This is a genomic window from Candidatus Nitrosacidococcus tergens (assembly GCF_902810445.1).
GTDB classification, from domain to species: domain Bacteria; phylum Pseudomonadota; class Gammaproteobacteria; order Nitrosococcales; family Nitrosococcaceae; genus Nitrosacidococcus; species Nitrosacidococcus tergens.
Genome location: NZ_LR778175.1, coordinates 114,235 through 137,881, shown reverse-complemented (window position 1 = coordinate 137,881; position 23,647 = coordinate 114,235). Strand labels below are relative to the sequence as shown.

At 36.4% G+C, this 23,647-nt stretch carries 22 protein-coding genes and 1 tRNA gene; 8 read left to right on the top strand and 15 right to left on the bottom strand.

Annotated elements, in window-relative coordinates; translation table 11 throughout:
• The first annotated feature begins 80 nt into the window (after positions 1 to 80).
• On the top strand, positions 81 to 959 hold the full coding sequence (gene asd / locus NSCAC_RS00710; RefSeq protein ID WP_197744542.1) for an archaetidylserine decarboxylase: 879 nt from the start codon (positions 81 to 83) through the stop codon (positions 957 to 959).
• 19 nt (positions 960 to 978) lie between these two features.
• On the opposite strand, the gene rnr is transcribed toward asd, so the two are convergent.
• Positions 979 to 3,147: a ribonuclease R gene (rnr, locus tag NSCAC_RS00705; RefSeq protein ID WP_197744541.1), complete on the bottom strand. Its 2,169-nt coding sequence runs from the start codon at positions 3,145 to 3,147 to the stop codon at positions 979 to 981.
• A 61-nt stretch (positions 3,148 to 3,208) separates the two neighbouring features.
• Between rnr and NSCAC_RS00700 the strand changes: the two genes are divergently transcribed.
• Positions 3,209 to 3,295: transfer RNA gene (locus NSCAC_RS00700), tRNA-Leu, on the top strand.
• A 52-nt stretch (positions 3,296 to 3,347) separates the two neighbouring features.
• On the opposite strand, the gene NSCAC_RS00695 is transcribed toward NSCAC_RS00700, so the two are convergent.
• Positions 3,348 to 4,268 (bottom strand): hypothetical protein, encoded by a 921-nt coding sequence (locus NSCAC_RS00695; protein WP_197744540.1) that lies wholly within the window; start codon positions 4,266 to 4,268, stop codon positions 3,348 to 3,350.
• Between the two features lie 161 nt (positions 4,269 to 4,429).
• Positions 4,430 to 4,714 (bottom strand): HU family DNA-binding protein, encoded by a 285-nt coding sequence (locus NSCAC_RS00690; RefSeq protein WP_197744539.1) that lies wholly within the window; start codon positions 4,712 to 4,714, stop codon positions 4,430 to 4,432.
• A 124-nt stretch (positions 4,715 to 4,838) separates the two neighbouring features.
• On the opposite strand from NSCAC_RS00690, the gene NSCAC_RS00685 reads away from it, so the two are divergent.
• Positions 4,839 to 5,279: an RrF2 family transcriptional regulator gene (locus tag NSCAC_RS00685; RefSeq protein WP_197744538.1), complete on the top strand. Its 441-nt coding sequence runs from the start codon at positions 4,839 to 4,841 to the stop codon at positions 5,277 to 5,279.
• Positions 5,280 to 5,304: 25 nt separating this feature from the next.
• On the opposite strand, the gene NSCAC_RS00680 is transcribed toward NSCAC_RS00685, so the two are convergent.
• The 5 genes from NSCAC_RS00680 to NSCAC_RS00660 all read right to left on the bottom strand — a co-directional run bounded on the left by NSCAC_RS00680 (position 5,305) and on the right by NSCAC_RS00660 (position 10,359).
• On the bottom strand, positions 5,305 to 5,892 hold the full coding sequence (locus NSCAC_RS00680) for a hypothetical protein (RefSeq protein WP_197744537.1): 588 nt from the start codon (positions 5,890 to 5,892) through the stop codon (positions 5,305 to 5,307).
• Entirely contained in the window at positions 5,889 to 6,494 is a 606-nt protein-coding gene (locus NSCAC_RS00675) for an SCO family protein (protein ID WP_197744536.1), read from the bottom strand. Before NSCAC_RS00675 ends, NSCAC_RS00680 begins: the two co-directional genes overlap by 4 nt.
• Before the next feature lie 119 nt (positions 6,495 to 6,613).
• Positions 6,614 to 8,104 (bottom strand): cbb3-type cytochrome c oxidase subunit I, encoded by a 1,491-nt coding sequence (locus tag NSCAC_RS00670; RefSeq protein WP_197744535.1) that lies wholly within the window; start codon positions 8,102 to 8,104, stop codon positions 6,614 to 6,616.
• A 37-nt stretch (positions 8,105 to 8,141) separates the two neighbouring features.
• A complete protein-coding gene (locus tag NSCAC_RS00665) occupies positions 8,142 to 8,669 on the bottom strand; it encodes a cupredoxin domain-containing protein (protein WP_197744534.1) in 528 nt (175 codons plus the stop codon).
• Positions 8,670 to 8,928: 259 nt separating this feature from the next.
• The gene (locus tag NSCAC_RS00660; protein ID WP_232085941.1) at positions 8,929 to 10,359 is read right to left on the bottom strand and encodes a pyridoxal phosphate-dependent decarboxylase family protein; all 1,431 of its coding nucleotides are present in this window, start codon (positions 10,357 to 10,359) and stop codon (positions 8,929 to 8,931) included.
• Positions 10,360 to 10,540: 181 nt separating this feature from the next.
• Here NSCAC_RS00660 and NSCAC_RS00655 point away from each other — a divergent pair, with 181 nt between their 5' ends.
• A complete protein-coding gene (locus tag NSCAC_RS00655) occupies positions 10,541 to 12,481 on the top strand; it encodes a LysM peptidoglycan-binding domain-containing protein (RefSeq protein WP_197744533.1) in 1,941 nt (646 codons plus the stop codon).
• Here NSCAC_RS00655 and dusA read toward each other — a convergent pair.
• A complete protein-coding gene (gene dusA / locus NSCAC_RS00650) occupies positions 12,478 to 13,455 on the bottom strand; it encodes a tRNA dihydrouridine(20/20a) synthase DusA (RefSeq protein WP_197744532.1) in 978 nt (325 codons plus the stop codon). The genes NSCAC_RS00655 and dusA overlap by 4 nt on opposite strands.
• Positions 13,456 to 13,557: 102 nt before the next feature.
• Here dusA and leuC point away from each other — a divergent pair, with 102 nt between their 5' ends.
• From leuC to NSCAC_RS00630, 4 genes are read left to right on the top strand one after another with little or no spacing between them, the layout of a single operon-like run.
• Complete coding sequence (gene leuC / locus NSCAC_RS00645; RefSeq protein WP_197745214.1) at positions 13,558 to 14,973, top strand: 3-isopropylmalate dehydratase large subunit; 1,416 nt, start codon at positions 13,558 to 13,560, stop codon at positions 14,971 to 14,973.
• Positions 14,974 to 14,999: 26 nt separating this feature from the next.
• Entirely contained in the window at positions 15,000 to 16,025 is a 1,026-nt protein-coding gene (locus NSCAC_RS00640) for a glycosyltransferase family 2 protein (RefSeq protein ID WP_232085940.1), read from the top strand.
• Between the two features lie 6 nt (positions 16,026 to 16,031).
• Complete coding sequence (locus tag NSCAC_RS00635; RefSeq protein ID WP_197744531.1) at positions 16,032 to 17,012, top strand: NAD-dependent epimerase/dehydratase family protein; 981 nt, start codon at positions 16,032 to 16,034, stop codon at positions 17,010 to 17,012.
• Positions 17,013 to 17,031: 19 nt separating this feature from the next.
• Positions 17,032 to 17,739, top strand: a complete 708-nt coding sequence (locus NSCAC_RS00630; protein ID WP_197744530.1) for a metal-dependent hydrolase — start codon at positions 17,032 to 17,034, stop codon at positions 17,737 to 17,739.
• 1 nt (position 17,740) lies between these two features.
• Here the strand turns inward: NSCAC_RS00630 and NSCAC_RS00625 are convergent, their stop codons facing one another.
• Genes NSCAC_RS00625 through NSCAC_RS00600 form a run of 6 tightly spaced genes read right to left on the bottom strand, consistent with a single transcriptional unit; the run spans position 17,741 to position 23,644 of the window.
• Complete coding sequence (locus NSCAC_RS00625; protein WP_197744529.1) at positions 17,741 to 18,085, bottom strand: 4a-hydroxytetrahydrobiopterin dehydratase; 345 nt, start codon at positions 18,083 to 18,085, stop codon at positions 17,741 to 17,743.
• A gap of 39 nt (positions 18,086 to 18,124) precedes the next feature.
• Positions 18,125 to 18,814 (bottom strand): type 1 glutamine amidotransferase, encoded by a 690-nt coding sequence (locus tag NSCAC_RS00620; RefSeq protein WP_197744528.1) that lies wholly within the window; start codon positions 18,812 to 18,814, stop codon positions 18,125 to 18,127.
• Between the two features lie 10 nt (positions 18,815 to 18,824).
• A complete protein-coding gene (gene sugE, locus NSCAC_RS00615; RefSeq protein WP_197744527.1) occupies positions 18,825 to 19,142 on the bottom strand; it encodes a quaternary ammonium compound efflux SMR transporter SugE in 318 nt (105 codons plus the stop codon).
• Between the two features lie 8 nt (positions 19,143 to 19,150).
• Positions 19,151 to 21,415, bottom strand: coding sequence for a glycosyltransferase (locus tag NSCAC_RS00610; RefSeq protein WP_197744526.1), 2,265 nt, complete (start codon positions 21,413 to 21,415; stop codon positions 19,151 to 19,153).
• A gap of 12 nt (positions 21,416 to 21,427) precedes the next feature.
• Positions 21,428 to 23,044: a methyltransferase domain-containing protein gene (locus tag NSCAC_RS00605; protein WP_197744525.1), complete on the bottom strand. Its 1,617-nt coding sequence runs from the start codon at positions 23,042 to 23,044 to the stop codon at positions 21,428 to 21,430.
• A 3-nt stretch (positions 23,045 to 23,047) separates the two neighbouring features.
• A complete protein-coding gene (locus NSCAC_RS00600) occupies positions 23,048 to 23,644 on the bottom strand; it encodes an acyltransferase (protein ID WP_197744524.1) in 597 nt (198 codons plus the stop codon).
• Positions 23,645 to 23,647 lie beyond the last annotated feature (3 nt).

Below are 23,647 nucleotides of genomic sequence, written 5' to 3'. Positions count from 1 at the left end.
GGTAGAATAGATCAAACTATTATAGTCAAAGACTATCTAGTTATCTTTAAAAAAAGAAAAAGGATAAAAATACCTAACTTATGGCTAATAATGCCTCACATCGGCTCCGAGACTGGTTACTGAGTTTATATCAATACTTACTTCCTCAACATATTTTATCTCTACTAATATACCATTTTACTCGGCATAAAATTCATTGGCTTACCCAGCTAGAAATTCACTTATTTAGAATTATTTTCAGGGTAAATATGGATGAAGCAAAAATCCCTTACTCTAAAGAATATCCTAATTTTAATACTTTTTTTAGCCGTGCATTACGAGAAAGTGTACGTCCTATTGCTAAATATAGGGAAATTGCCTGCCCTGTAGATGGTCATATTAGCCAAATTGGTACACTTAGTAATAGAAAATTAATTCAAGCGAAGGGTTGGCATTATCAACTTACTGATTTACTTGGTCATCCTCAAATTAGCTTAGATTCTTTTTATCAAGGATCTTTTGCCACTTTTTATCTTCATCCCCGAGATTACCATCGAGTCCATATGCCATTAGATGGGCATTTAAAAGAAATGATTTATATTCCAGGTCGTTTATTTTCTGTTAGCCCTAAAACAGTTAATGGCGTGCCTCAGCTTTTTTCTCATAATGAACGGGTAATTAATATATTCAATACTGAAATAGGTCCTATGATTATGGTTCTTGTAGGTGCTATTTTTGTTGGGAGTATTGAAACAGTGTGGGCTGGTCAAATTACACCACCCTATCAAGGCTATCTCCGCCATTGGGTTTACACAAAAGAAAATAAGATACCCAAATTAAGTAAAGGTCAAGAAATGGGTCGTTTTAATATGGGATCTACAGTGATCCTCATTTTTCCTACTAGATCTGTGGAGTGGTTATCTCATTTAGCTCCAAACGCACGTGTGCTTATGGGTCAAAATATAGGTGCAATTAGATAAAAGTTAGTAACTATATAATCTAAGAAGCTAATATCAAATCTATTTTTCGCTCATCCATATTCACGTGTGCCACTTTCACTAATAACTTATCACCTAGTTGATAAGTTTTACACGTTCGCTCTCCCACAAGCTGATAATTAGCTAAATCAAAATGAAAATAATCTTTATCTAGGGCACTAATATGGATTAAACCTTCTACATAAATATTACAAAGTTCAACAAATAATCCAAAACCAGTTACTCCAGTGATTAAACCATTAAAGGTTTCACCTACTCTATTTACCATATACTCACACTTGAGCCAATTTATTGCATCTCGAGTTGCTTCATCAGCACGTCGTTCTGTCATAGAACAATGCGTACCTAAATCTAGCATACTTTCTTTAGTATAGGGGAATGCTTGTACTGCTCTTTTTTCTAAGATGTGATGGATAGCTCGATGCACTAATAAATCTGAATAGCGCCGAATAGGGGAAGTAAAATGAGTATACTCTTTGAGTGCTAGTCCGAAATGGGTGCTATCCGTTGGTGTATAGACCGCCTGTTTCAAGCTACGTAATATAATGGTTTGAATTAAATGAAAATCTGGTCGATCTCGAATTGAATGTAATAGCTGAGAGAAATCTTTACTCTGTGGATCATTACCTCTTGGTAGCTCTAGCCCTAATTTTCCCAAGAATTTTCGTAAATCAAGTAATTTTTCCTCTGCAGGATGCTCGTGAGTACGAAAAAGGCTAGGAATTTTGTTTTGCTTTAAAAAATGCGCAGCCGCAGTATTTGCTAAAATCATAAACTCTTCAATGAGTCGATGAATAGGGGTGCGTACTCTGGGATGAATATTTTTTATTTTTTGATACTCATTAAAAGTAATTTGGCTTTCTTCTATATCAAAATCGATTGTGCCTCGGCGAATTCTTGCCTTATGTAACACTTGGTAGAGTGCATACATTTTTTCTAGATGAAGTAATAGAGAATGATAAGTTTTTTTAAGTTCTCGATTATTTTCAAGTAGCATTTCAGCGACTTGTTGATAGGTAAGACGAGCAGCTGATTTAATTATTCCAGGATAAAAATTGAAATTATGTAAACCCCCACGTGGGCCAATTTCCATTTCACAAATAAGTGCTAATCGATCTTCTTGAGGCTTAAGAGAGCATAAATTGTTGGAAAGAACTTCTGGCAACATAGGGATAACTTGGTTTGGAAAATATACTGAGTTACCCCGCTCTTTTGCTTCATCATCTATCGCAGAGTGTATAGATACATACTGGCTTACATCTGCAATAGCTACCCACAATCGCCAATTTTTTCCTTCTTGTGATGCATAAACTGCATCATCGAAGTCTTGAGCATCTTCTCCATCAATAGTGAGTAGAGGTAATGTTCGTAAATCTACCCGTTTTTGAATTTCTGCTTTAGGAATATTGGATTTAAATTTTTTTACCTCCTTTAATAGCTCCTTTGACCAATAATGAGGCAAATCGTAATTATAAATAGCAGTTTCTACTTCTATATTAGGAGTTTGATAATCTCCTAGAAGAGCGGTGATTTTTCCAATAGGAGGCGTTGTTGCGGTAGGCTGTTGAATAATTTCAGCAACTGCTATTTGGTTTTGCTTAATACCTTTTTGAAACTTATTAGGAATAAAAATATCTTGATTTAATCGATGGTTACTAGGGATTAAAAAGCCTTGTTTTTGTTCTATAACAAAACGCCCAACAATTTGTTTATTATTATGTTTTAGAACTTCTACAATACTCCCTTCTTTTCGACCCCGCTTATCTATACCAGTAATACGAGCAATTACCCTGTCTCCATGAAGTACAGAGCGCATTTCTTGTGTAGATAAGTAAAGATCTTCTCCTCCTTCGTCAGGAGCTAAAAAACCATAACCATCTCGATGACCAATAATGTGACCAGAAATAAGCTTTGATTGAGATACTACACTATAAGCACGATGGTTATTATAACTAATTTGCCCCTCCCTAACCATTGCTTTAAGACGTCTGTAAAAAGCCTTTTGAGATTTATTATCTTTTAGCCCTAGATTTTTTATCAGATCTCGGGAAGTAAGAGGTTTATTTTGATGTTTTAAACATTCAATAATGTATTCTCTACTAGGTATGGGTTGACCATATTTTTGGCACTCACGAGCGAAATGAGGATCTTCTTTTTTCCATTTATCCATTGACAAGTAATCTTTAGGTCAGTACAGTTTGTGTGCCCCTAGAATTATTTCTTTTTAAGCTGCCGAGGTGGCGGAATTGGTAGACGCGCATGGTTCAGGTCCATGTGAGGGAAACCTTGTGGAGGTTCAAATCCTCTCCTCGGCACCAGATTCCTATCTAACTAAGATAGTTCATTAAGATATTTTTTCTAAAAAGACGCTTAATATTTACGTTTTACTCTATTTGTAACACTTATAGTGTTACAAATAATTCTAACAAAAAATGGGACAATTCTGGGTCTAACAAGGCGCTGATCGTAGCCAGATAAGCGTCGTTTATTTTCTGATAAACAAATTTTAAGAAGATCGACTAATTGAATTTCTACACCAATTTGCTCTGTACCAGTAATTGCAAAATTAGCATCTCGTAGTTCTTCATTTTTATCAAGTCCCTTGGCAATGCCAACTCGTTCCCATATTAGAAATACCCATACCGCTAAAATCCGAATAAAAAACCAAGGTTTCTGCCATATCTTCAAATTATACTTATACCAAGCTATCCAATTTACAAAAAACAAGATATGACGCGCCTCTTCTTGAATGACTGGCTCAAAAGTATCCGTCAACGCTATTGGGAAAAACCCAGAGCGCTTTGCACTTTCAAACAAGCCAAAAGCAAAAAAACTATCAATACATTCACTATAGCCTGTTACCATCCACGCCCACTCCGGGTTTTTAGGAACTGTATAATGAGGTTCGTAGGCTAGGGTAACATTATAAAACTTAGCAAGCCTACTTAATACTTCTTTATGGCGTTTTTCCTCAGCTGCATCCATATCTAAAGCAGCACGTAATGTTGGATCATTAATTGTTTTTGCATAGGTAGCTACTCGAAGCGAGGCTCGTCCTTCAGTTTGTACTGCAATATCCCAAATAGGAAGGCTAGCTACTCGCTTTAATTCTTCATCAGAGAGTCTAGGCCAATCCATCACTGCAGGTTTATAAGGGTTATGAGTTTCTAAAAGTAAAGAGCAGAACATCTCCTTATGAGCATCAGATCCTAGTTGGATAGATTCGGGATTAGGATCTGACCAATTTCGCATTTTATAATCAGCATCTGTAATTACAGTAGGTGAGGTCATAATTGTTTTTATCTTAAAAATAATAGCTATTAAATTAGTAATAGAGGAATTCTATGATTGTGCCGCCCTTATTATAAAACTGATTAGAAGTACGCTTGTCTAAATTATAGGGTTTAAAAAACAAGCGTACTTGCTCTTTTAAGACAAAAATTTTAATAAAATTACTTCTTTTTCTTTTGAACCGATTCTTTAAGAATTTTTCCTGCTTTAAAAGCAGGGATATTTGCTGCTTTTATAGTGATTTCTTCACCGGTTTTAGGGTGCCTTCCTGAACGAGCTGCCCTAGTTTGCACTGAAAAAGAACCAAAACCAATTAAACTGATCGTTTCCTTTTTCTTTAGTGTTTCAGTAATAGTATGTAAAAAAGAATCTACTGCATGATGGGATTCTTTTTGAGATAAATTTGCTTTTGAAGCAACGAAATTAACCAATTCTGTTTTATTCATAGTTAGCCTATTCTCCTAAACAAGTAATTCAATTGATTTCATTATGTATTTCATTTTAATTTAAGTTAAAATTAACATCTATTTAAAATAAATGTTAATTGTTGTTTATCAAAAGAGAAAAACTATGCAACTTACACAGTATACAGACTATTCTATACGGGTTTTAATTTATCTCTGCATCCATGATAAGCAACTTGCAACGATAAATGAAATTGCAAAGAGTTATCATATTTCTCGTAACCACCTTGGAAAAATTGTGCATCATCTAGCTCTTTCTGGATATATTAGTACTGCCCGTGGTAAAGGAGGTGGTATGCGTCTGTCCCGTTCCCCTGAAAAAATTATTTTAGGAGAAGTAATACGTAGAACTGAAGGTGAAATTCATCTTGCTGAATGCTTTAGTGACTTACATAATACTTGCCCTATTTCGGCTTTCTGTCAACTCAAGGGTGTACTTTATGAAGCACGAAATTCCTTTTTTTCCGTACTAGACAGCTATACATTAGCTGATATTGTCAAAAATGAATGCAACCTTCGCTGTGCATTACCTGCTAGCACTGTCTAAACTCTTTTTTTATTTCTAATATCATTTATTTAATGATACTAGAAATTAACTTATTCCAACGTACACCAAATAGAATTTGAAATGACCAGCTCACTGCCCAAATAGTACCAAGCATTAGTAGACTACGGCCTAGAACTTGTTGATCCCCAAGTAAATAGTTTGCACATAAACGATTAGGAAGGACTACATAAAGCCAGCCCAAACGCATAAAAGTAGCCCAGAACTCTAACATAAGTACTCCCCGAGCAACAGGGTGGAGTTGATACCAACTTAATCCAAGTGCTGCGCCAATGAACAAAGGTACAGTAATAAATTTTATAAGTTCAAAATATGGATCTGAAATAGCAGTATCTAAAGAGCGTGGTAACATCCAATAAAGCATAGTAAAAATTACTGATACAGTACCACTAATCCCCCACCGATTCCATAAATTAATAGTCTCCTTAATTCTATTTGAAAGAGTGGGTGTTATCTTCCAACCGATAACAGCTAATATAGGCAACTGTACCAACATATGCATTGTCATGCTACTTTCTAAGAGATAACGTAATGGAGGCAAAGCTAAAGATAGCCATAAAATATATGGCGTATATTTTATTATTTTAGTTCTCATAATCCTTTACCTGTAAGTGTTTCATGTAAATGGTTATATTCATCATCGCTGAAAATAGCAATCAATCTCCCTTCAGGATCAATAAGTTGATAACCAGCAGAATGGGTAAATCCTCCTTTTTTATCAGGAATAACAATAATTTTAAAAAAATCTAAGATTGCTTGATTTTCAGTAGTACTAATAGGTCGTGCTGCAGACCAATAACTACTATTTGCAGCAAAATGAGAGAGATGATTTTTAAGGATTTGAGGAGTATCCCGTCCAGGATCAAAACTGATACTAAGTAAGCGTAGCTTATTTTGAGTAAGTGATTCCTTAAAATCAGTTTGTAGATCTTTTAATCCGCTACCCAATATTAGGCAAGCATCGGTGCAAGAGGTATAGATAAAATCTATTATGGTATAGTGACCACGCCACTCATTGGATGACATTGGATTTCCATTTTCATCCTCTAAATGAAAATTAGGTACCTTTCGTGGATGATCTCTAACTTCTACTTTTCGAGCAGTGTCTGTTGTAAATGCTCTGCCCTTATCTGTTGCTATCCATAAAATCGTTAGCCCAAATAACCCTAATAAGATACTTAAAAGTAAGGTTCTCATAATTATTGATCCTCACAATATTAAGTTTTAAGAATTATTATCAACAAGTTACCTAGCTAGATAATATGAGAATACATAACTGGGCTCGCCCCTAATTAAAAATTAGGGGCGAATTATAATTAATGTCTAGAATATTCTAAAGCTGGATCAGTTGCTTTAGGTAATTTAGTAAATACACGAACAGCAAACAATAGTAGGCCAAGTGTTACTAATACCCCTGCTATAGCACCCCATTGAGCATAAGGTACCCAAGGATCCATATGTACTGCCCAACGGCGAGGAATACCATGGGCTCCACTCGTTAAGAATACTAATACGAGCATAAGTACGCCAGTAACATAAGTGTATACGGCAAGTTTCTCAATTAGTGGTGGATTTGCTTCATCCTCAGGGGTGCTAAAGAGGTAGAAAGTAAACCCGATAATCATAGGTAAAAGGCCAAGGAGTAAGTAAAAATGAAAATGTCCAGGCACCCATAAAGTGTTATGAAGTACTGAATTAAAGGCCATCATAGAATCAACTACAGCTGGGATACCACCGGCGGCCCATCCAAAAATGGAAAGCACAAGTAACTTAGCTGGAGTACTCCATTGAATACCAGAACGGTAGACCATCATTAAAGTTCCATAACCAGTCACAATCATCACAGGTAATCCACTACAATAGGATAGTACTTGACCAGCAATGACTGCCCAGGCAGGCATAGGGAAATCCATATATAAGTGGTGAGGATAAACACCCATAATGGTAAAGACTGCTACGAACCATGCAGCATAAAATACCTTAGATGTGTGATATGGGCGCTTAGTATAACGAGGAAGTAACTCATATACGGCAGGCACAGATGAGTAAATTGCTGCGTTAATAATAACATGACCAAAGAAATAAATTAGATTTTTAACTAATAGCGGGTCAGGTTTAAATTCAGGATTAACTGCATTAATAAGCATAATAATTAATGCAACAGCACCAGCGGCTATCCCAATAAAATCAACAATTAATACTACTGTACTGATAGTAACAGTGGTTGGATGATGAGTATCAAGAGGATCTTTTCCAAAAAGTTGTGTTACTCCTAAAGCACGAGCAAGACTTCCATAGCGTGAAAGTAGCCCACGGGCAATATCTAAGAGTAAGATTAAGAACCCAACCCCAATTAGAAGTAGGCCTGAAAGAAACCCTATCGCAGCACCAACAGACCATACCCCAAGAGAAGTGGTTGGTAGTGGATATAAAAAAGTCCAAGCCCCTGCATATCCTCCAACAAAGATAGAGGCAAGGATAATGACTACCCCAGTTAGGAAGATATAAAAATTAATCCAGAATATTTTAAGATTTAGTGGAACATACTGGCGTAAGAAATACCACATGATACTAAATCCGACAATACCAGAGATACCCACTACTCCTACACCATGCATCGTCATAATTTGGTAGAAAAGGCTATCATCTACTCCTGCTAGTTTTCCTTGAGCTGCACGCATGGTAGCACCTGCAGCCATCATAAGTAAGAAAACTAAAAAACCAGTAATAATATGAGTTTTTACTGCTACAAGTGCACTGCGATTCTCAGTATCGCTATAATTTACAATATCAGAGTTCGTTGTCATAACTGCCTCACTATTCTTCCCTTTGTTTATTAGCAAATTAGTTTGCCTCTACAGTGAAATCACTTACCATGCCATGATGAGCAAGTCCACAATACTCTAAACAAAGAATGTGGTATTTTCCGGGTTTATCAAAAGTGTAAACCAACTTATTGGTATACTCCGGCATTGCTTGTGTTTGGCCAAGTAGATTTAAATTATCATCGTAGATCCCAAACCCATGGTTCACATCTTCACTGGCTACTTTAAATACAACAGGCTTTCCAGTAATAATTTTATCTGTACTCATATCCCAGTACCATTGATGACCTACTACATCTACAACTTGTTCTGCTCCATCGCTATAGTCCTTAGTTTGAGAGGGAATAGGAAAAGGCTTTAGGGTTAGATAGGTAAGTATTACACCTAACGTAATTAAAATATAAAACCATTTAGTACGAAACGAATACCATGCTCCGCTAAAAGAGGAGTAATCTTCTTGTGTTTTGGCGCTATTGATTACGGTGTAGAACACTACGATAAGCGCCACCATACCGAATAGTGTTATTGACCATGCTATTGATTGCATTGTATGTACCCTTTACTTATAATAGGTTTACCAAAGATTTAACGTATATTTATAATACACCTTTTACACGTAAAAAAAAGAATCTATCATTTCTTCCAAATTCTATTTGGATTATTCTAGTCTACTTTGGGAATAAAGTGAATTTTTTAAAAAATTATTTGCTGAAAAACATGAGAGACTGGGGCTAGAATAACAAGATAAGATAAAGATAGTGAGTTGAATTTCATAAAGTAAAAAACAAATAAATTCTCTAAATATATTAGGGTTGCTCTCTCATTTTTTTTATCGCTTCTTGAATAATTTTTAACCCCGTATCAACAATAGCTTGATGCGTACGTAGATGAAGGATACAAATTCTTAAAAAAAACTGCCCATTTAATTCAGTTCCTGAAAGCATAATTTTTTTAGATTGATTAATTAAAGCTAAAAGTTTTCTATTTTGATTATTTTCCTCTATTTGATTGATGTGGCTAATACGCTGTCTAAAAGCAAATAGAGAAAGCTCTGGGGGAGTAACTATCTCTATATCAGGCTCTAAAGAAAGTTTTTCCCAAACTCTAACAGCTAGCCTACGTTTTTCAGCTAATGCTTGCCGGAATGCATCTACGCCATGAAGTTTAAAAGGGAGCCAAAGCCGAAGACCTCGCCAATCTCGAGAAAGCTCCGGGGAAAACTCTCTAAAATCTAAATGCATATTATCTTTTTGTGAATCAGGTAAATAAGCGGCTGATATTTCAAAGGCACGACGTAAATTCTCCATATTTTTCACAAGCAAAGCTCCTGTTCCATAGGCTAAAAATAATCCTTTATGAGGATCTACTGCAACAGAATCGGCTTGCTCCATTCCCTTAAATAATGGTTGAAGCTCTGGAACAAGGTAAAATACTGCACCATAGGCACCATCAACATGAAACCAAAATTGATATTTTGCTGCAAGTTGAGCGATTTCCTCTAGAGGATCTATGGCACCTGTATTCACAGTACCTGCAGTTCCACAAACAAAAAATGGTAATAAGCCTGCTTTTTTATCTTTTTGAATTTCTTGCTCAAGGAGATTAATACGTAACCGAAATTGATTATCTACTGGGATAGGTCGCAAATTTTCTTTAGGAATCGCTGCTACTTGTGCTGCTTTAGTAATTGCATAGTGAACTTGGTTTGAATAATAAACAGTGCCTTTTAATAATTGGTTACCTAAATACTTCTCCCTAGCAGCTACCATAGCAATTAGAGTGGACATGGATCCGCCTGAGGTAAATAAGCCTAGGGTACCTTTAGGCAATCCTATTAGTTCGGCAAGCCATCTTAAAGCTTGAGTTTCTAGTTCAACTGCAGCAGGGGCTGACTCCCACATACCGGTATATCGATTTACTACTGCGGCAATAAACTCAGCCATTGCTGAAGAAAATAACCCCCCTCCGGGCACATAAGCAAGATAACCCGGGCTTGCTGCATTCATTGCAGGTGGAATAATTTCATTAAAAATAAAATCTAATATACTTTGGGAATTGGAGGGCAATTCTGGTATTTTATCTTTAAGCCAATCTGCTTCTGAGTTAAATTTTTCAAGATTCTGTACTGGCTGCTCATGAAGAGTGTCTATAAAAAAAACAATTTTCTGCTCAATCTCTGCTAAAAGTATTTGAGCATCTTTAGATGATAGATTTAGTGGAATTGATTTCTGATTCACTCTTTGCTACTCCAAAATACCAACAGGGTACATTTTTGAAAAAAATGGTTAAAATAACTTTTTTAACTAGATAGATTTAATTACATTTATTTTTTGCTCTAATTCGCTAATGGTAAAGCGTAAAAACATAATCTTTTCTTTTGCTTTAGGGCTAATAGGTTTTTTAATCACTACGCCGATTTTGGCAGGGAAAACATCCAAGCTATTTCCTCTTCCATTAGAATTGGAACAAGACTTTCAGTTTTGGATTCGAGTTTACACTGAAATTGATACTTACCATGGGTTTGTCCACGACAGCGATCATATTAATGTTATTTATAATACGGTTGCACTACCCCAGAATGGTAATGAAAATATAGTCAAGGATCAGATAGAGCACTATAAGCAAATTTTGTTAAAAATAGCTCAAGGAAAAAGAAAAAAACTCTCTGCAGAAGAAAAAAAAGTCCTTGCTCTCTGGCCAAAAAATATAACTCATAAAGAACTACGTGCTGCTGCTGATAGAATCCGCTTCCAAAGAGGGCAGGCAGACCGTTTCAAAGAAGGTTTAATTCGATCAGGGGCTTATAAAAGTTTTATTTATAAAACGTTAAAAGCATCTGGGCTGCCACAGGAGCTAGCAGTATTACCTCATGTAGAATCTTCTTTTAATCCAGGAGCTTATTCAAAAGTAGGTGCATCAGGATTATGGCAATTTACCCGAGCTACTGGACAGCGTTTTTTGCAGGTTAACCATATTATTGATGAGCGGCGAGATCCTTTTCAATCTACTATTGCAGCAGCCCAACTTCTTCAATACAACTATGAAATGCTAAAAAGCTGGCCTCTTGCAATTACTGCTTATAATCATGGGATATCTGGTATGGTTCAAGCGAAAAAACAGCTAAATACCTCAGATATTGCTACTATTCGCCAGCAGTATAAAAGCCCTATTTTTGGTTTTGCTTCAAAGAATTTTTATCTCTCTTTCTTAGCTGCCCTAGAAGTGGATAAAAATGCAATTCATTATTTTGGTGCACTTAAACTGGATAAACCTAATAGCGATGAAGTAGTAGAGCTTACCCACTTTGTCCCTATTCATTCTTTAGTTCAAGTTTTCAAAACTGATGAAATAGCTCTAAAAAAGGTAAATCCTGCTTTACTTGATCCAGTTTGGCATGGTGTTAAATATGTCCCTCAAGGCTACAAATTGCATATCCCTTGCTCCCCTACCTGTCGCCGAGAAAAAATAATTGCTTTTTTAGCTCCTTGGCAAGAATTTGATCAACAAATTCCGGATAAATTCTATCAAGTACAGCAAGGACAAACTTTATCGGAAATTGCGAAAAAACATGGAGTTGCGATAGATACCCTCGCTCAAGTTAATAATCTTTCTCATCCTTATAAAATAAGAGTAGGACAGAAATTACGACTACCACTACCAGAGCTATCATCAACAAAAATGTTGGCTAAAACTGAAGTTAAGGAATCTTATATATTAAATACAAATAAAGTACCTACTTTGACAGAATATACAGTACAACAGGGGGATACTTTATCTACTATTGCCCAGCGATTTGGTATTCAAGCTCATAAGATTACTAACTTTAATAAAATTTCTGATCCTCGTAATCTTCAGATAGGGCAAAATCTCCAATTACCTATTGCTGAATCGGATTATACTATTCAGCAAGGAGATACCTTATCTACTATTGCTCAAAAGTTTAAAATAAAACCCCATATATTAGCTGCATTTAATCGTATTTCTGATCCTAGAAAAATCCAAATTGGACAGCATTTACGATTACCCGCTCATATGGTCATCACAAACTATACAGTACAATCAGGAGATACTTTATCTACCATTGCAGAACAATTCGGAATGAATTCCCAAAAGTTAGCTCGCTTAAATGGTATTTCTGATCCAAGGAAGATTAGATCAGGGCAACAACTTAAATTACTTGGAGCTATAACTAAAGACTATATAGTGCAACAAGGAGATACCCTATCTACTATTGCCCAGCGGTTTGGTATTACATTGCAGGCTTTATTAGACTCTAATGGAATTAATGATAAGCATCAGATTTATATCGGTCAACGCTTACAGTTGGCTCAATCACCAGTAGATCAAGTAGAAAATTAAAAAGTATTAGATATTTTTTCCAAAGCGGATCGTACCACAGAGATTTTAGAATCATGGGGAATACCACTTAAAGATCGCCGCCAAATTCTCCCTCGAGGTATGCTTTGGAATAATCCTAAGGTAGGACGAATTACAGTCACAAGTTTTGTACCCTGCTTTAATTGTCTTTCTATATAAGGTAAGAAAGCTTCCATAATTTCATGACGAGTAGGGATAGGGTGCTCATTGTCATAGAGGATTTGATCTACCTTAGAAAGTAGATAAGGATTATTATAAGCAACACGACCAATCATAACCCCATCTACTTGCTTTAAATGAGCATGAACATCCTCTAAAGTAATTACGCCCCCATTAAGCACTATTCTTAGCTGAGGGAAATCTTGTTTGATACGATAAACTGTTTCATAGCATAAAGGAGGAATTTCTCTATTCTCCTTGGGACTTAATCCATAAAGCCAAGCTTTTCGGCTATGAAGAATCACTGTTTTACATCCGGCTTGGGCAATTTTAGTAATAAACTGGCTTAAAAATTCATAGGAGTCATAGTGATCTACCCCAATCCTTGTTTTAACAGTAATTGGAATTCGGCTTACTTGTACCATTTCAGAGATACATTCAGCAACCAGATCAGGTTCTTTCATCAAACAGGCACCAAAGCTTCCAGATTGCACTCTCGGACTAGGACAGCCTATATTTAAATTCACTTCATCATATCCATAATCTACCGCCATATGGGTACAGAGAGCTAAATCTCTTGGATTACTTCCACCTAGCTGGAGTGCAATAGGGTGCTCTTTATCTGAGTAGGTTAAAAAACGGTTTTGATCTCCATAAATAAGTGCCCCTGTAGTCACCATTTCGGTATAGAGCAATACATGATGAGAGATAAGACGTAAAAAATAACGACAATGACGATCTGTCCATCCCATCATTGGTGCAACGGAAATTTTATGGTTTAAATTTTGAGGATACATATAAATAATATTTTAGATATTTTTAACTTAAATAAAGTTAAATTAATGGGTAAAATGAAAAATACTTATTAAATCATGAGAAAAATCAATGGAGAGATAGCAGTGGCTAGCAAAACCTTATATGACAAACTTTGGGATTCTCATCTGGTTCGTACCGATCCAAGTGGTACTGCTCTGCTCTACATTGATCGTCATTTAATCCATGAAGTAACCTCTCCTCAAGCATTCGAAGGGTTGCGGCTTACTGGGCGTAAACCTTGGAGAATAGAAACTAATCTAGCAGTACCAGATCATAATGTCCCTACTATTCACCGTAACCAAGGAATTAAAGATTCTATTTCTCGGGCTCAGGTAGATGCTTTAGATAAAAATTGTGAAGAATACCAGTTAACTGAATTTAAAATGGATGATCCTCGACAAGGGATTGTTCATATTATAGGTCCTGAGCAGGGTGCTACCCTACCTGGCATGACGGTAGTATGTGGTGATTCCCATACAGCGACCCATGGTGCCTTTGGGGCACTTGCCTTTGGTATTGGTACTTCTGAAGTAGAACACGTACTTGCTACCCAATGTTTACTTCAGAAAAAATCAAAAAATATGCTGATTCAAGTCGAGGGTAAACTTTCCTTTGGGGTTTATAGTAAGGATGTGATTCTTGCCATCATTAATAAAATTGGTACCGCAGGAGGTACGGGTTACACCATTGAATTTGCTGGAACAGTAATAAGAAATCTTTCTATGGAAGGACGGATGACTCTTTGTAATATGGCGATTGAGGCAGGAGCTAGAGCAGGATTAGTCGGTGTCGATGAGATTACTATAAACTATCTCAAAGGGCGACCTTTTGCCCCTAGTCCGGAGTATTGGGATCAAGCAGTAGCATACTGGAAAGGTTTAAAAAGTGATCCTGATGCTCATTTTGATAAGGTAATTACTTTGGATGCTAATCATCTAAAGCCTCAAGTCAGTTGGGGTACTTCTCCTGAAATGGTTGTATCAATAGAAGGTAAAGTACCTGATCCAAAACAAGAGCCTGATGCTACTAAAAGAAGTAGTATAGAGCGAGCCCTAAGTTATATGGGACTTAAAGCAAACACACCAATAAATGAAATTTATTTAGATGTAATTTTTATCGGATCTTGTACTAATGCTCGCATTGAGGATCTACGGGAGGCAGCAAAAATAGTAGATGGCCATCAAGTAGCAAAAAATATAAAGCGAGCTCTGATTGTACCTGGTTCTGGGCTAGTAAAGCATCAAGCAGAGACGGAAGGGTTAGATAAAATTTTTACTAAAGCAGGGTTTCAATGGCGAGATCCTGGTTGCTCTATGTGTCTTGCAATGAATGCGGATCGGTTAGAGCCGGGAGAGCGCTGTGCATCTACTTCAAATCGTAATTTTGAAGGTCGCCAAGGTCAAGGAGGACGCACCCATTTAGTAAGCCCAGCCATGGCAGCGGCTGCAGCAATTATTGGTCGTTTTACAGATGTTTCAACCCTAATGAAATCAGCCTAACGCTGCTAACCTTGATAGAAATAATTATGGGAAGTGATAGCCGCCCAATGCATAGTGAGGATGCTCACAATATTAAAAATAATATATTGCTTTCAATTATTATCGTAAATTTTAATGGCGGTACATTACTCTTTCAATCAGTATCTGCTGTCTTAGAAACATCTATTTCCTTAGAAGTTATTATCGTTGATAACGGATCAGAAGATGATAGCCTTGTTCATTTAGAAAATTCTATCGATACAGATCCACGAATTAATATTATTAAAAATAATAAAAACCTTGGCTTTTCTCGAGCAAACAACATAGCACTACAACAAGCTAAGGGAAAATATATTCTTTTATTAAATCCAGATTGTATTGCTCCTCCTGATACTCTTCCTTATCTACTGCACTTTATGGAAGCTCAACCAAAAGCAGGTATGATCGGTTGTTTAATTCAAAACCCTGATGGTAGTGAACAAGTAGGTTGTCGTAGGAGAATCCCTACCCCTGGCCGCTCTCTTATTCGAGTATTGTATTTACATAAACTGTTCTCTGAGCAATTTAAACTGCAGGGATTTGAATGTACTCAAGATCCTCTGCCCACTCATCCTATACCGGTAGATGCTATTTCTGGTGCCTTTATGCTTGTGAAAGGTACCGCACTGAGCGAGGTAGGATTAATGGATGAAAACTATTTTCTTCACTGCGAAGACTTAGATTGGTGTATGCGATTTAAACAAACAGGTTGGGAAATCTTATTTGTACCGGAAGTAACAGTCACCCACTATAAAGGTACTTGTAGCTGGCGATATCCCCTCACTGTACTTTGGCATAAACATAAGGGAATGGCTTATTTTTATCGTAAATTCTTCCAACATAAATATCCATTAATATTTACTTGGTTAATTATTCTGGGTATTTGGAGTCGCTTTTTTATCCTAGCGGGTATAGCTTTCGCTAAACACTTTATAATGAAATTTAAGCCTAAACAGCCCTATCACCTTTCACAAAAGCCAGTAAATCAAAAACAAAAAAAAATTTTTCCTTATAATCACGAATCCCATCTATAAATCTATATGGCGGTATTAGTTACAGGGGCAACGGGATTTATTGGCCAACACTTAATGGCTGCACTGATTTCAGATCAGTACCCTGTTCATGTGCTTACCCGGGATATTTATAAGGTTCAATCACTATGGACCAATGATTTAATCAAAATCTTTCAAATAGATCCTATAGACCAAACTCAAGCTATTGAGCTATGGAAAGATGTGGAAATTGTGTTTCACCTAGCCTGCGGCAGTTTTGCGGAAAATGATGTAGAAAACTACCAAAAATCTATTGTAGTAGCGACTCAGTCTTTATTAACCCAAGCTATCAAAGCTAAGGTAAAACAATTTATATTTGTGAGCAGCGTAAAAGCAATGGGAGAGAAAACAGAAGAGTGCTTAAATGAGTATAGCCCTGCGTTTCCCGAAACTGCTTATGGAAAAGCAAAATTAACAGCAGAACAACTAGTACTTTCTGCAGGAAAAGACTGTACTATTTGTGGTAGTGTTTTGCGCCTTCCTATGGTTTATGGAAAAAGTACAAAAAGTAGCATCTTACAGATGACCAGAGCTATTTATCGAGGCTATTTTCCTTCCTTATCTAAAATTAATAATCATCGCTCTATGGTTCATGTAGTTGATGTGGTACAAGCAATGGTGCTGATTGCTAAAAACCCTAAAGCCTCATGCCAACAAATCTATTTAGTCACTGATGGCCAGAGCTATTCTACAGATCAAATATACACTTTAATTTGCCATGCTTTAGATCGCACTACACCTAGATGGCGTATCCCTATAGGAGTACTTATTTTTGGAGCAAAAATAGGAGATTTTATGCAGAGAATTTTTAAAATTCGTATTCCATTAAACTCTAAAACTTTAGATAAGCTAACAAGTTCAGCTTGGTATAGCATCGAAAAAATCCAAACCGAACTAGGTTATCGCCCTCAATATTCTTTGACTACTGCACTACCAGAAATTATTAATCAAGTTAAACGGCTAAATTAGATAGCGTAAAAATAACAATATGGCAAATTTCAATACCCACATAACTGGTGCAATGATAGTAAGCGGTATTGGTATTACTGCCTTAATGGTTACCCGTACTTTCCCTATATCTACTTTAACCGCTTATTTTATCTTAGGAGTGATTGGCGGTATTTTGCCAGACATTGATTCTAAAAGCTCTATTGCCATCCGCTGGATATTTAATACTCTAGGAATCACTATGGGCTTTTTTGGTGTTTTGTATGGGAATATCATTTATAGTCTCTCTTTACTAGAGCTTATTTTAGTATGGGTGGGTATATTTATTCTAATTCGTTATGGACTAGCTTCCTTATTTACTCGACTGACCATACACCGAGGGCTTATCCACTCTATTCCAATGGGAATAGCCATTACGTTAACCTTTGTCATTACCTCAAGGTATATTCTGAGTATCTCAATTTTAGAGGCTTGGTTTAGTGGTACTTTTCTATTGCTAGGCTTTATTACTCACCTTCTTTTAGATGAGCTCTATAGTGTAGATCTTAGGGGAATTCGATTAAAGCGCTCTTTTGGTACTGCATTAAGCTTAGGTAGCTTACAAGCTCCAATAAAAACCTTATTACTCTATTTATTTACCGGAACGATGATCTATTATGCACCACCTATAGATAGCTTTCTTCATTTTATCCAAGATGATCGGCTACATCAATTATTGATAAAAAAATTACTTCCCCTAAAAATTTAGTTTAGCTAAAAGGCAATAATTGATCCGTTTTAGCTGCCATAACAAAGTCATTTTTATGGAGTCCTTCGATTTTATGAGTCCACCAAGTCACAGTGACTTTTCCATATTCGGTTAAAATACTTGGGTGGTGATTGTAGGTTTCTGCTATTTCTCCTACTTTATTAGTAAATTCTAAAGCAGTGATAAAATCACTAAAAGAGAATACTCGTCGAAGACGAAAAATATTACCCTCCTCGATTATATTCCATTTTGAAACTTGTGGAGATAGCATTTTAATTTCTTCTTCCGTAATTAAAGAAGAATCCGCTCTACAAGCCTCACATTCCATAGCAATTAATTTTTTCATAATATTATCCTCTATTTACTTGCTATATATTTTTTTAATTTAAGTCGGTAATTTATTTAATAGAGCTACCATAACTTCCTGAGCTCTTTTAAACCCTTCTTCTTTGCCGAGCATTTCATTAGGAGTTTGAATATATTTTCCTGATTGTAGCTCATCTCCACAATGCTTAATGAGTTTTTGTATATTGTCAGCCTGTACTTCTAGATGAAATTGTAGAGCAAGTACTTTTTCATGATAAATAAATCCCTGCTGTATACAGCCTTTACTCTGAGCGATATGGATTGCTCCTTTTGGTAAAGTAAAGGTATCTCCATGCCAATGGAATACCTCTAACTTTTGAGGTAAAACATTAAGCCAAGGACTATCCTTTGCCTCTTGCATAAATTCTACGGGAAACCAACCAATTTCTTTATCAAGGTTTTTTATCACCGAAGCGCCAAATACATCTGCAATAAGCTGTGCCCCTAAGCAAACTCCTATTACTCCTTTACCTGCTTTAATAGCTTGTTCAATAAACTTTTTTTCTTGGGTAAGCCAAGGATATGTTTTCTCCTCATAGATATTCATAGGCCCACCCATTACGATGAGCCAGTCTATCTCTTCAAGATTAGGAAGGGATTCTCCTTGATAAAATCTGGTGCCTGATAAACGATGATGATGGCTATGTACCCAAGGTTCAATAGATCCTAAAGTTTCAAAAGACACATGTTGAAAATAATGAATATTCATAAATAAGCTGTTATGGGGACGTGAGTTTAAGCCCTATGATGCCAGATATAATTAAAGCGATACAAATCAAGCGAGGAAAAGCAGCCGATTCATAAAAAAGAATAACCCCTAAAATCGCTGTCCCTGCTGCACCAATCCCTGTCCAAACAGCATAACCTGTGCCTATAGGAATAGTCTTAAGTGCTTGAGACAATAAATAAATACTGGCAATCATAGCACTTAAAGTAAATAGGCTAGGCCAAAACTTACTAAACCCCTCTGTGTATTTCAAACCCACTGCCCAACATATTTCAAATAAACCAGCAATCATTAAAATTATCCATGCCATCACTTATTTTAACCTCCAAGTAATAACCGCCTTAAGCGATAGTGCCAAGAATCAGGTAATTGTTTTTCTGCCCATCGCCCAAGTGGCGTATAGCGGAAACGTATCCCTATCTTTAATACTTTAATTATAACTTTCTTAAATAACCCCTCTGATTTTCTATCATAGGTAATACCTACTCCTAGGCAAGCAGCTTCATAAATTCGCTGAGATGAGACTTTATCTAGTGCAACCGTAGAGTCAGATAAATGATGCTGCTGATAATACTGTTTAAGCAGATGAGTAATATACTGTTCTTCTTCTAGATCCGGGTAACTATCTTGTTTTTTTACTAAAAAATCTTCTTTTTCTTTAAGCTGGGTTGCAATTTGCACCGTTTGATTCAGTATTGATTCTAGATTAGGCCAATTTTCCATAATCCAGCCACTGCCTTGCCTATTTTCTACTCGCTCTTTTAAGGCACCTATAGGCGGTACAAGTACCGGTTTATTTGCAACCCAAGCATCAGAAAGAGCATAGCAAAAAGTTTCTGGGCCAGTGGACGGAAAAACCACTAAAGAAATGCAATAGCAATTTAATAGATGAACAATATTTTCCTGCTGATAGGGACCATGAAGTGTAAATACATAATCTTTACTTTGATAAGCTTCATACTGGCGATCCGTATAACCAATCACAATCCAGCGAATAGGCAATTTTCTTTTTCTTGTTTTCTCCACTAACCACTCTAAGTTCCTAGCCCCTTTAATTCCACTAATTGCACCGATTACCCCAATATGAGTAACGCCATCTTGGGGAAGTAAAAAACATCGTTCCTCTCCAATCAAAGTAGGGGAAAAATCTACATTATGCAGATTAGGTACATGATTGATTAAAACACTAGGGAAATATTGAGCAAAAATATTCACTACCCATTGAGAAGGTGCCAATATAAATTTAGCTTTTTCCAAAAAATCCCTATGCTGGGATCGCCAATTATCAATGTCAATCTCAGCCAAAAAATCTTGTCCATTTAGGCATCTTTGGCATTGGCTAAGATCAGTGACTCCATAGCAAAATTTCTTTTTATCATTCAGTAAATTAATGGTAGGACAAGCTAAAAAGAAGTCATGGAGACTCACCCCATAGGGAATAGAAGTATGAGAAAAAACAAATAATAATCCATCTCGGCAACCAGAGATCTGATGAATATGACAAAAGCTAATATTTAACCATCCACATAGGGACTCAAATAGGTTTATCCATAACTCATCCTGTTGGCGCTTAAAGCAATAGCTTCGTTGCTCACCTTCCCTATCAATTTCTTTAATAATCCATTCATCATTGAGAGCAATTAAAAAATAATGCCGATATTCTTGAGTAGCATAAGCAATATTTCGAGCATATTTTTCAGTACCACCTCCGTGACCATGAAGCACATGAAGAATACCTAACTTGTTTGATTTAGCAAGTAAGTTAAACTGAGTTTGAATAATATGTCGAATAGGCTTAATGGGATCTGCTTTAATAAATTGAGTGACTTGAGAAAGGTAACTAGGATGCTTTCTCAATAAAGCCGCCATTTGCTTTTCTGCAAGGGCTTTTTTCTCCTCGCCAAAAGAGCTACTACCTACATGGACTACATAGGCATCAGGACATAATACATTTCGATATCCTTTAGCTATAGCACGCATACAGAAATCATTTTCTTCCCCGTAGCCTCGCCCAAAAGTCTCTTCATCAAATAAACCAATCGTATCTAATAAACGACGACGAATATAAAGACAAAACCCTACCCCCGTAGGAATATCTAGCTTGCTAGGCAGTAAGGCCATTTCCATCGCCTGAACCAGCAATTCTAAATTTTCTGGAACCGGATTTTCTTGGCAAAATTGAGGAAAAGAGCAAATTTCCCCATTATTAGAAAATGGAGTGATGGTACCAATTTTAAGGTCAGAAGCAGCACATTTTTTAAGTTTATCTAGCCAACCTAGGGTTACGATGGTATCAGAATTAAGAAGAACCACATCCCGATCGCTTGATCTCATTCCATAATTGACGGTAGCCACAAATCCTTTATTCTTTGGATTCTCAAGTAACAGGATATTGAGTTTATTTTTTGCTTTTAAATCTTGAAACAAATCCTGAATTCTAGGATCAGTCGATTTATCATCAATGAGAATAAGCCGATAATCCTTATCTTCTGTATGCTGCCAAACGCTCTCCAAACATGCGATGAGCTGATCATAGGCATTGTAAATAGGAATAATAATATCAATAAGTTCTTGTGTACCCATTTACTATCTTATTTAAAACTTAAGAAAGTTGATAATTTTCAAGTAATTTTTCCTTAAAGGTCGAAAAGGCCGGCGTAACCAACCTAGCCAACTATTTTGATAAGCAAGTTGAAATTCTAAGGATTGAATTATTTTATTTTGCTCATTGAACTGCTTATTTAAAGATTGAATTTGATCAGAAAGCAGAGCATATCGCGCTATCTCATCTAAAAGATAAACAATCCGTGAATCTTTTTCTTTGTTTTGTTGAGTGAGCAGATTAATCTGTGAATCTTTTTCTTCGTTTTGTTGAGTGAGTAGATTAATCTGTGAATCTTTTTCTTTGTTTTGTTGATCTTTAAGATTAATGACACTATCTTGAATTTTAGCTTGCTCTTGATGCCATTCAATCAATTTATCCTGTTCTATGATTTTACAATCTCTTTGGTTGATTTCTTGAGATAGGGCTAAAAAATCTGCTGACATAGGCCAAGATAGCTTTAATTCTAAATATCCTCCACTTTGAACAGATTTTAAATGATCTTCACTAAGAGGTAATTCAAAATAAGGATCGTCTCCAGTAAGCAAAATATTGGTATCAAAATTATTTATTACTTCATCTATAAAATTTATTTGATGAATTACATTGAATTGTAACTGTGCACTACTTTTTTTCCAATGCCAAACTTTATCATTAATTTGATTATATAGAATAATTTCATAGAGTTGTAAAAATCCAGGGCGATCTGCTAAGTCTACCCGAAAACCACTGGGCAGTTTATCCATTGGGGGAATAAGCAAAGAAATAGTTTGATGCTTCTCTCCAATGACTCCTAAAGCATAATTACTGTTTTTCTCTTTATAAGGTTCTTTGCCAAATTTCCAATAGACTTGGGTAGAAAAATGAAATTGATTCGGAAGATGATCATTTGCTAAGAGAGTCACTTCCTCATGCTGTCCTACTTTTGCTTCAACAATAAATTGGTAGGTTAAACTATCTGGATAGACTCTAAGCAAATTAAAAATTTGAGGCGGTAAAGTATCCACATAATATTGCCGAAATTCACTATCCCTTACATCACAAGATACCGTATCCATGGAGCATATCGCTAAATTATGGTGCGCTAAGAAAGCGAGGAGGGATTTACGGGTAAAAAATCGTACATGGGTTGTATCTAACAATCCTTCTAGGCTATAGGAAAAATCCCCTGCCAGTAAACCAGCGATTACCCCAGCATAGGCAATATTAGGAATGGAAAGCAACACCCTACCTTCAGGGAGCAATAGGTCAGGAAATTGGCATACGATTGCTTCTGGATTTCTTAAATGTTCCAGAATATCAGCACAAATAATATAGTCGTATTTTTGCGGAAATAATGCCCTAAGCTCTGCTTGTTCTAAATTAATTTGACAAAGCTGGCGATAAAAAGGCGTAGCAATTTTAGCTTGTACTTCATCTTTTTCTGCCCCATCTACCGTACAATGCAAGGTACGAGTTAAATACTGACCTAACACCCCAGGACCGGTACCTAGATCTAATATCTGACTATTAGGCTTTACTAAGCGAGCAATTTTAGCTAAGGAGTTATTAGCCTTTGGATCAAAATCCCGAGTATAAATATGTTGAGAACCTAGCAGGGTTGTTTCCATATTTTAAATAAAATTTCTCCAAAACCACCAATATTGCTTAGGTTTATGACCACGTCGATAGTGTTTTACTTTTGCAGGATTACCTATGGCTACGCCATAGGGAGGAATAGATCGAGTAACTACACTACTCGCTCCCACTACACAACCTATTCCTAAATCAACACCTTGCAAAATGGTTGCTCCTGCACCAACCCAAGCACCATGGCCTATACGAATAGGTGCATGCGTGATCTCATTATGAGAGACTACAGGGCTACCTTGATGAATTTCATGACCTGCAGATAAAATCCGTACATGAGGGCCAATGAGCACTTCTTCTTCAATAATTAATCCTCCTTCCCCAGAAAGATAGCACCCTACATTAATAATAGTTTTATCTTGAATGATTAATTGAGCACTGGGAAGTAATACCGTATCTCCAAGTACTAAGCGGATATAATCAAATAAAATCACTTGATTGCCGAGCACAATTTGTTGATCTGACTTAGATACACCTATACGCATAACGGTCACGGTAGGACTAATTTGGCAATCCTTACCTAACTTATCAATCCCCAGAAAAGAATCTACCACTCTTGGAAATCCTAATCGATCAGCCATTAT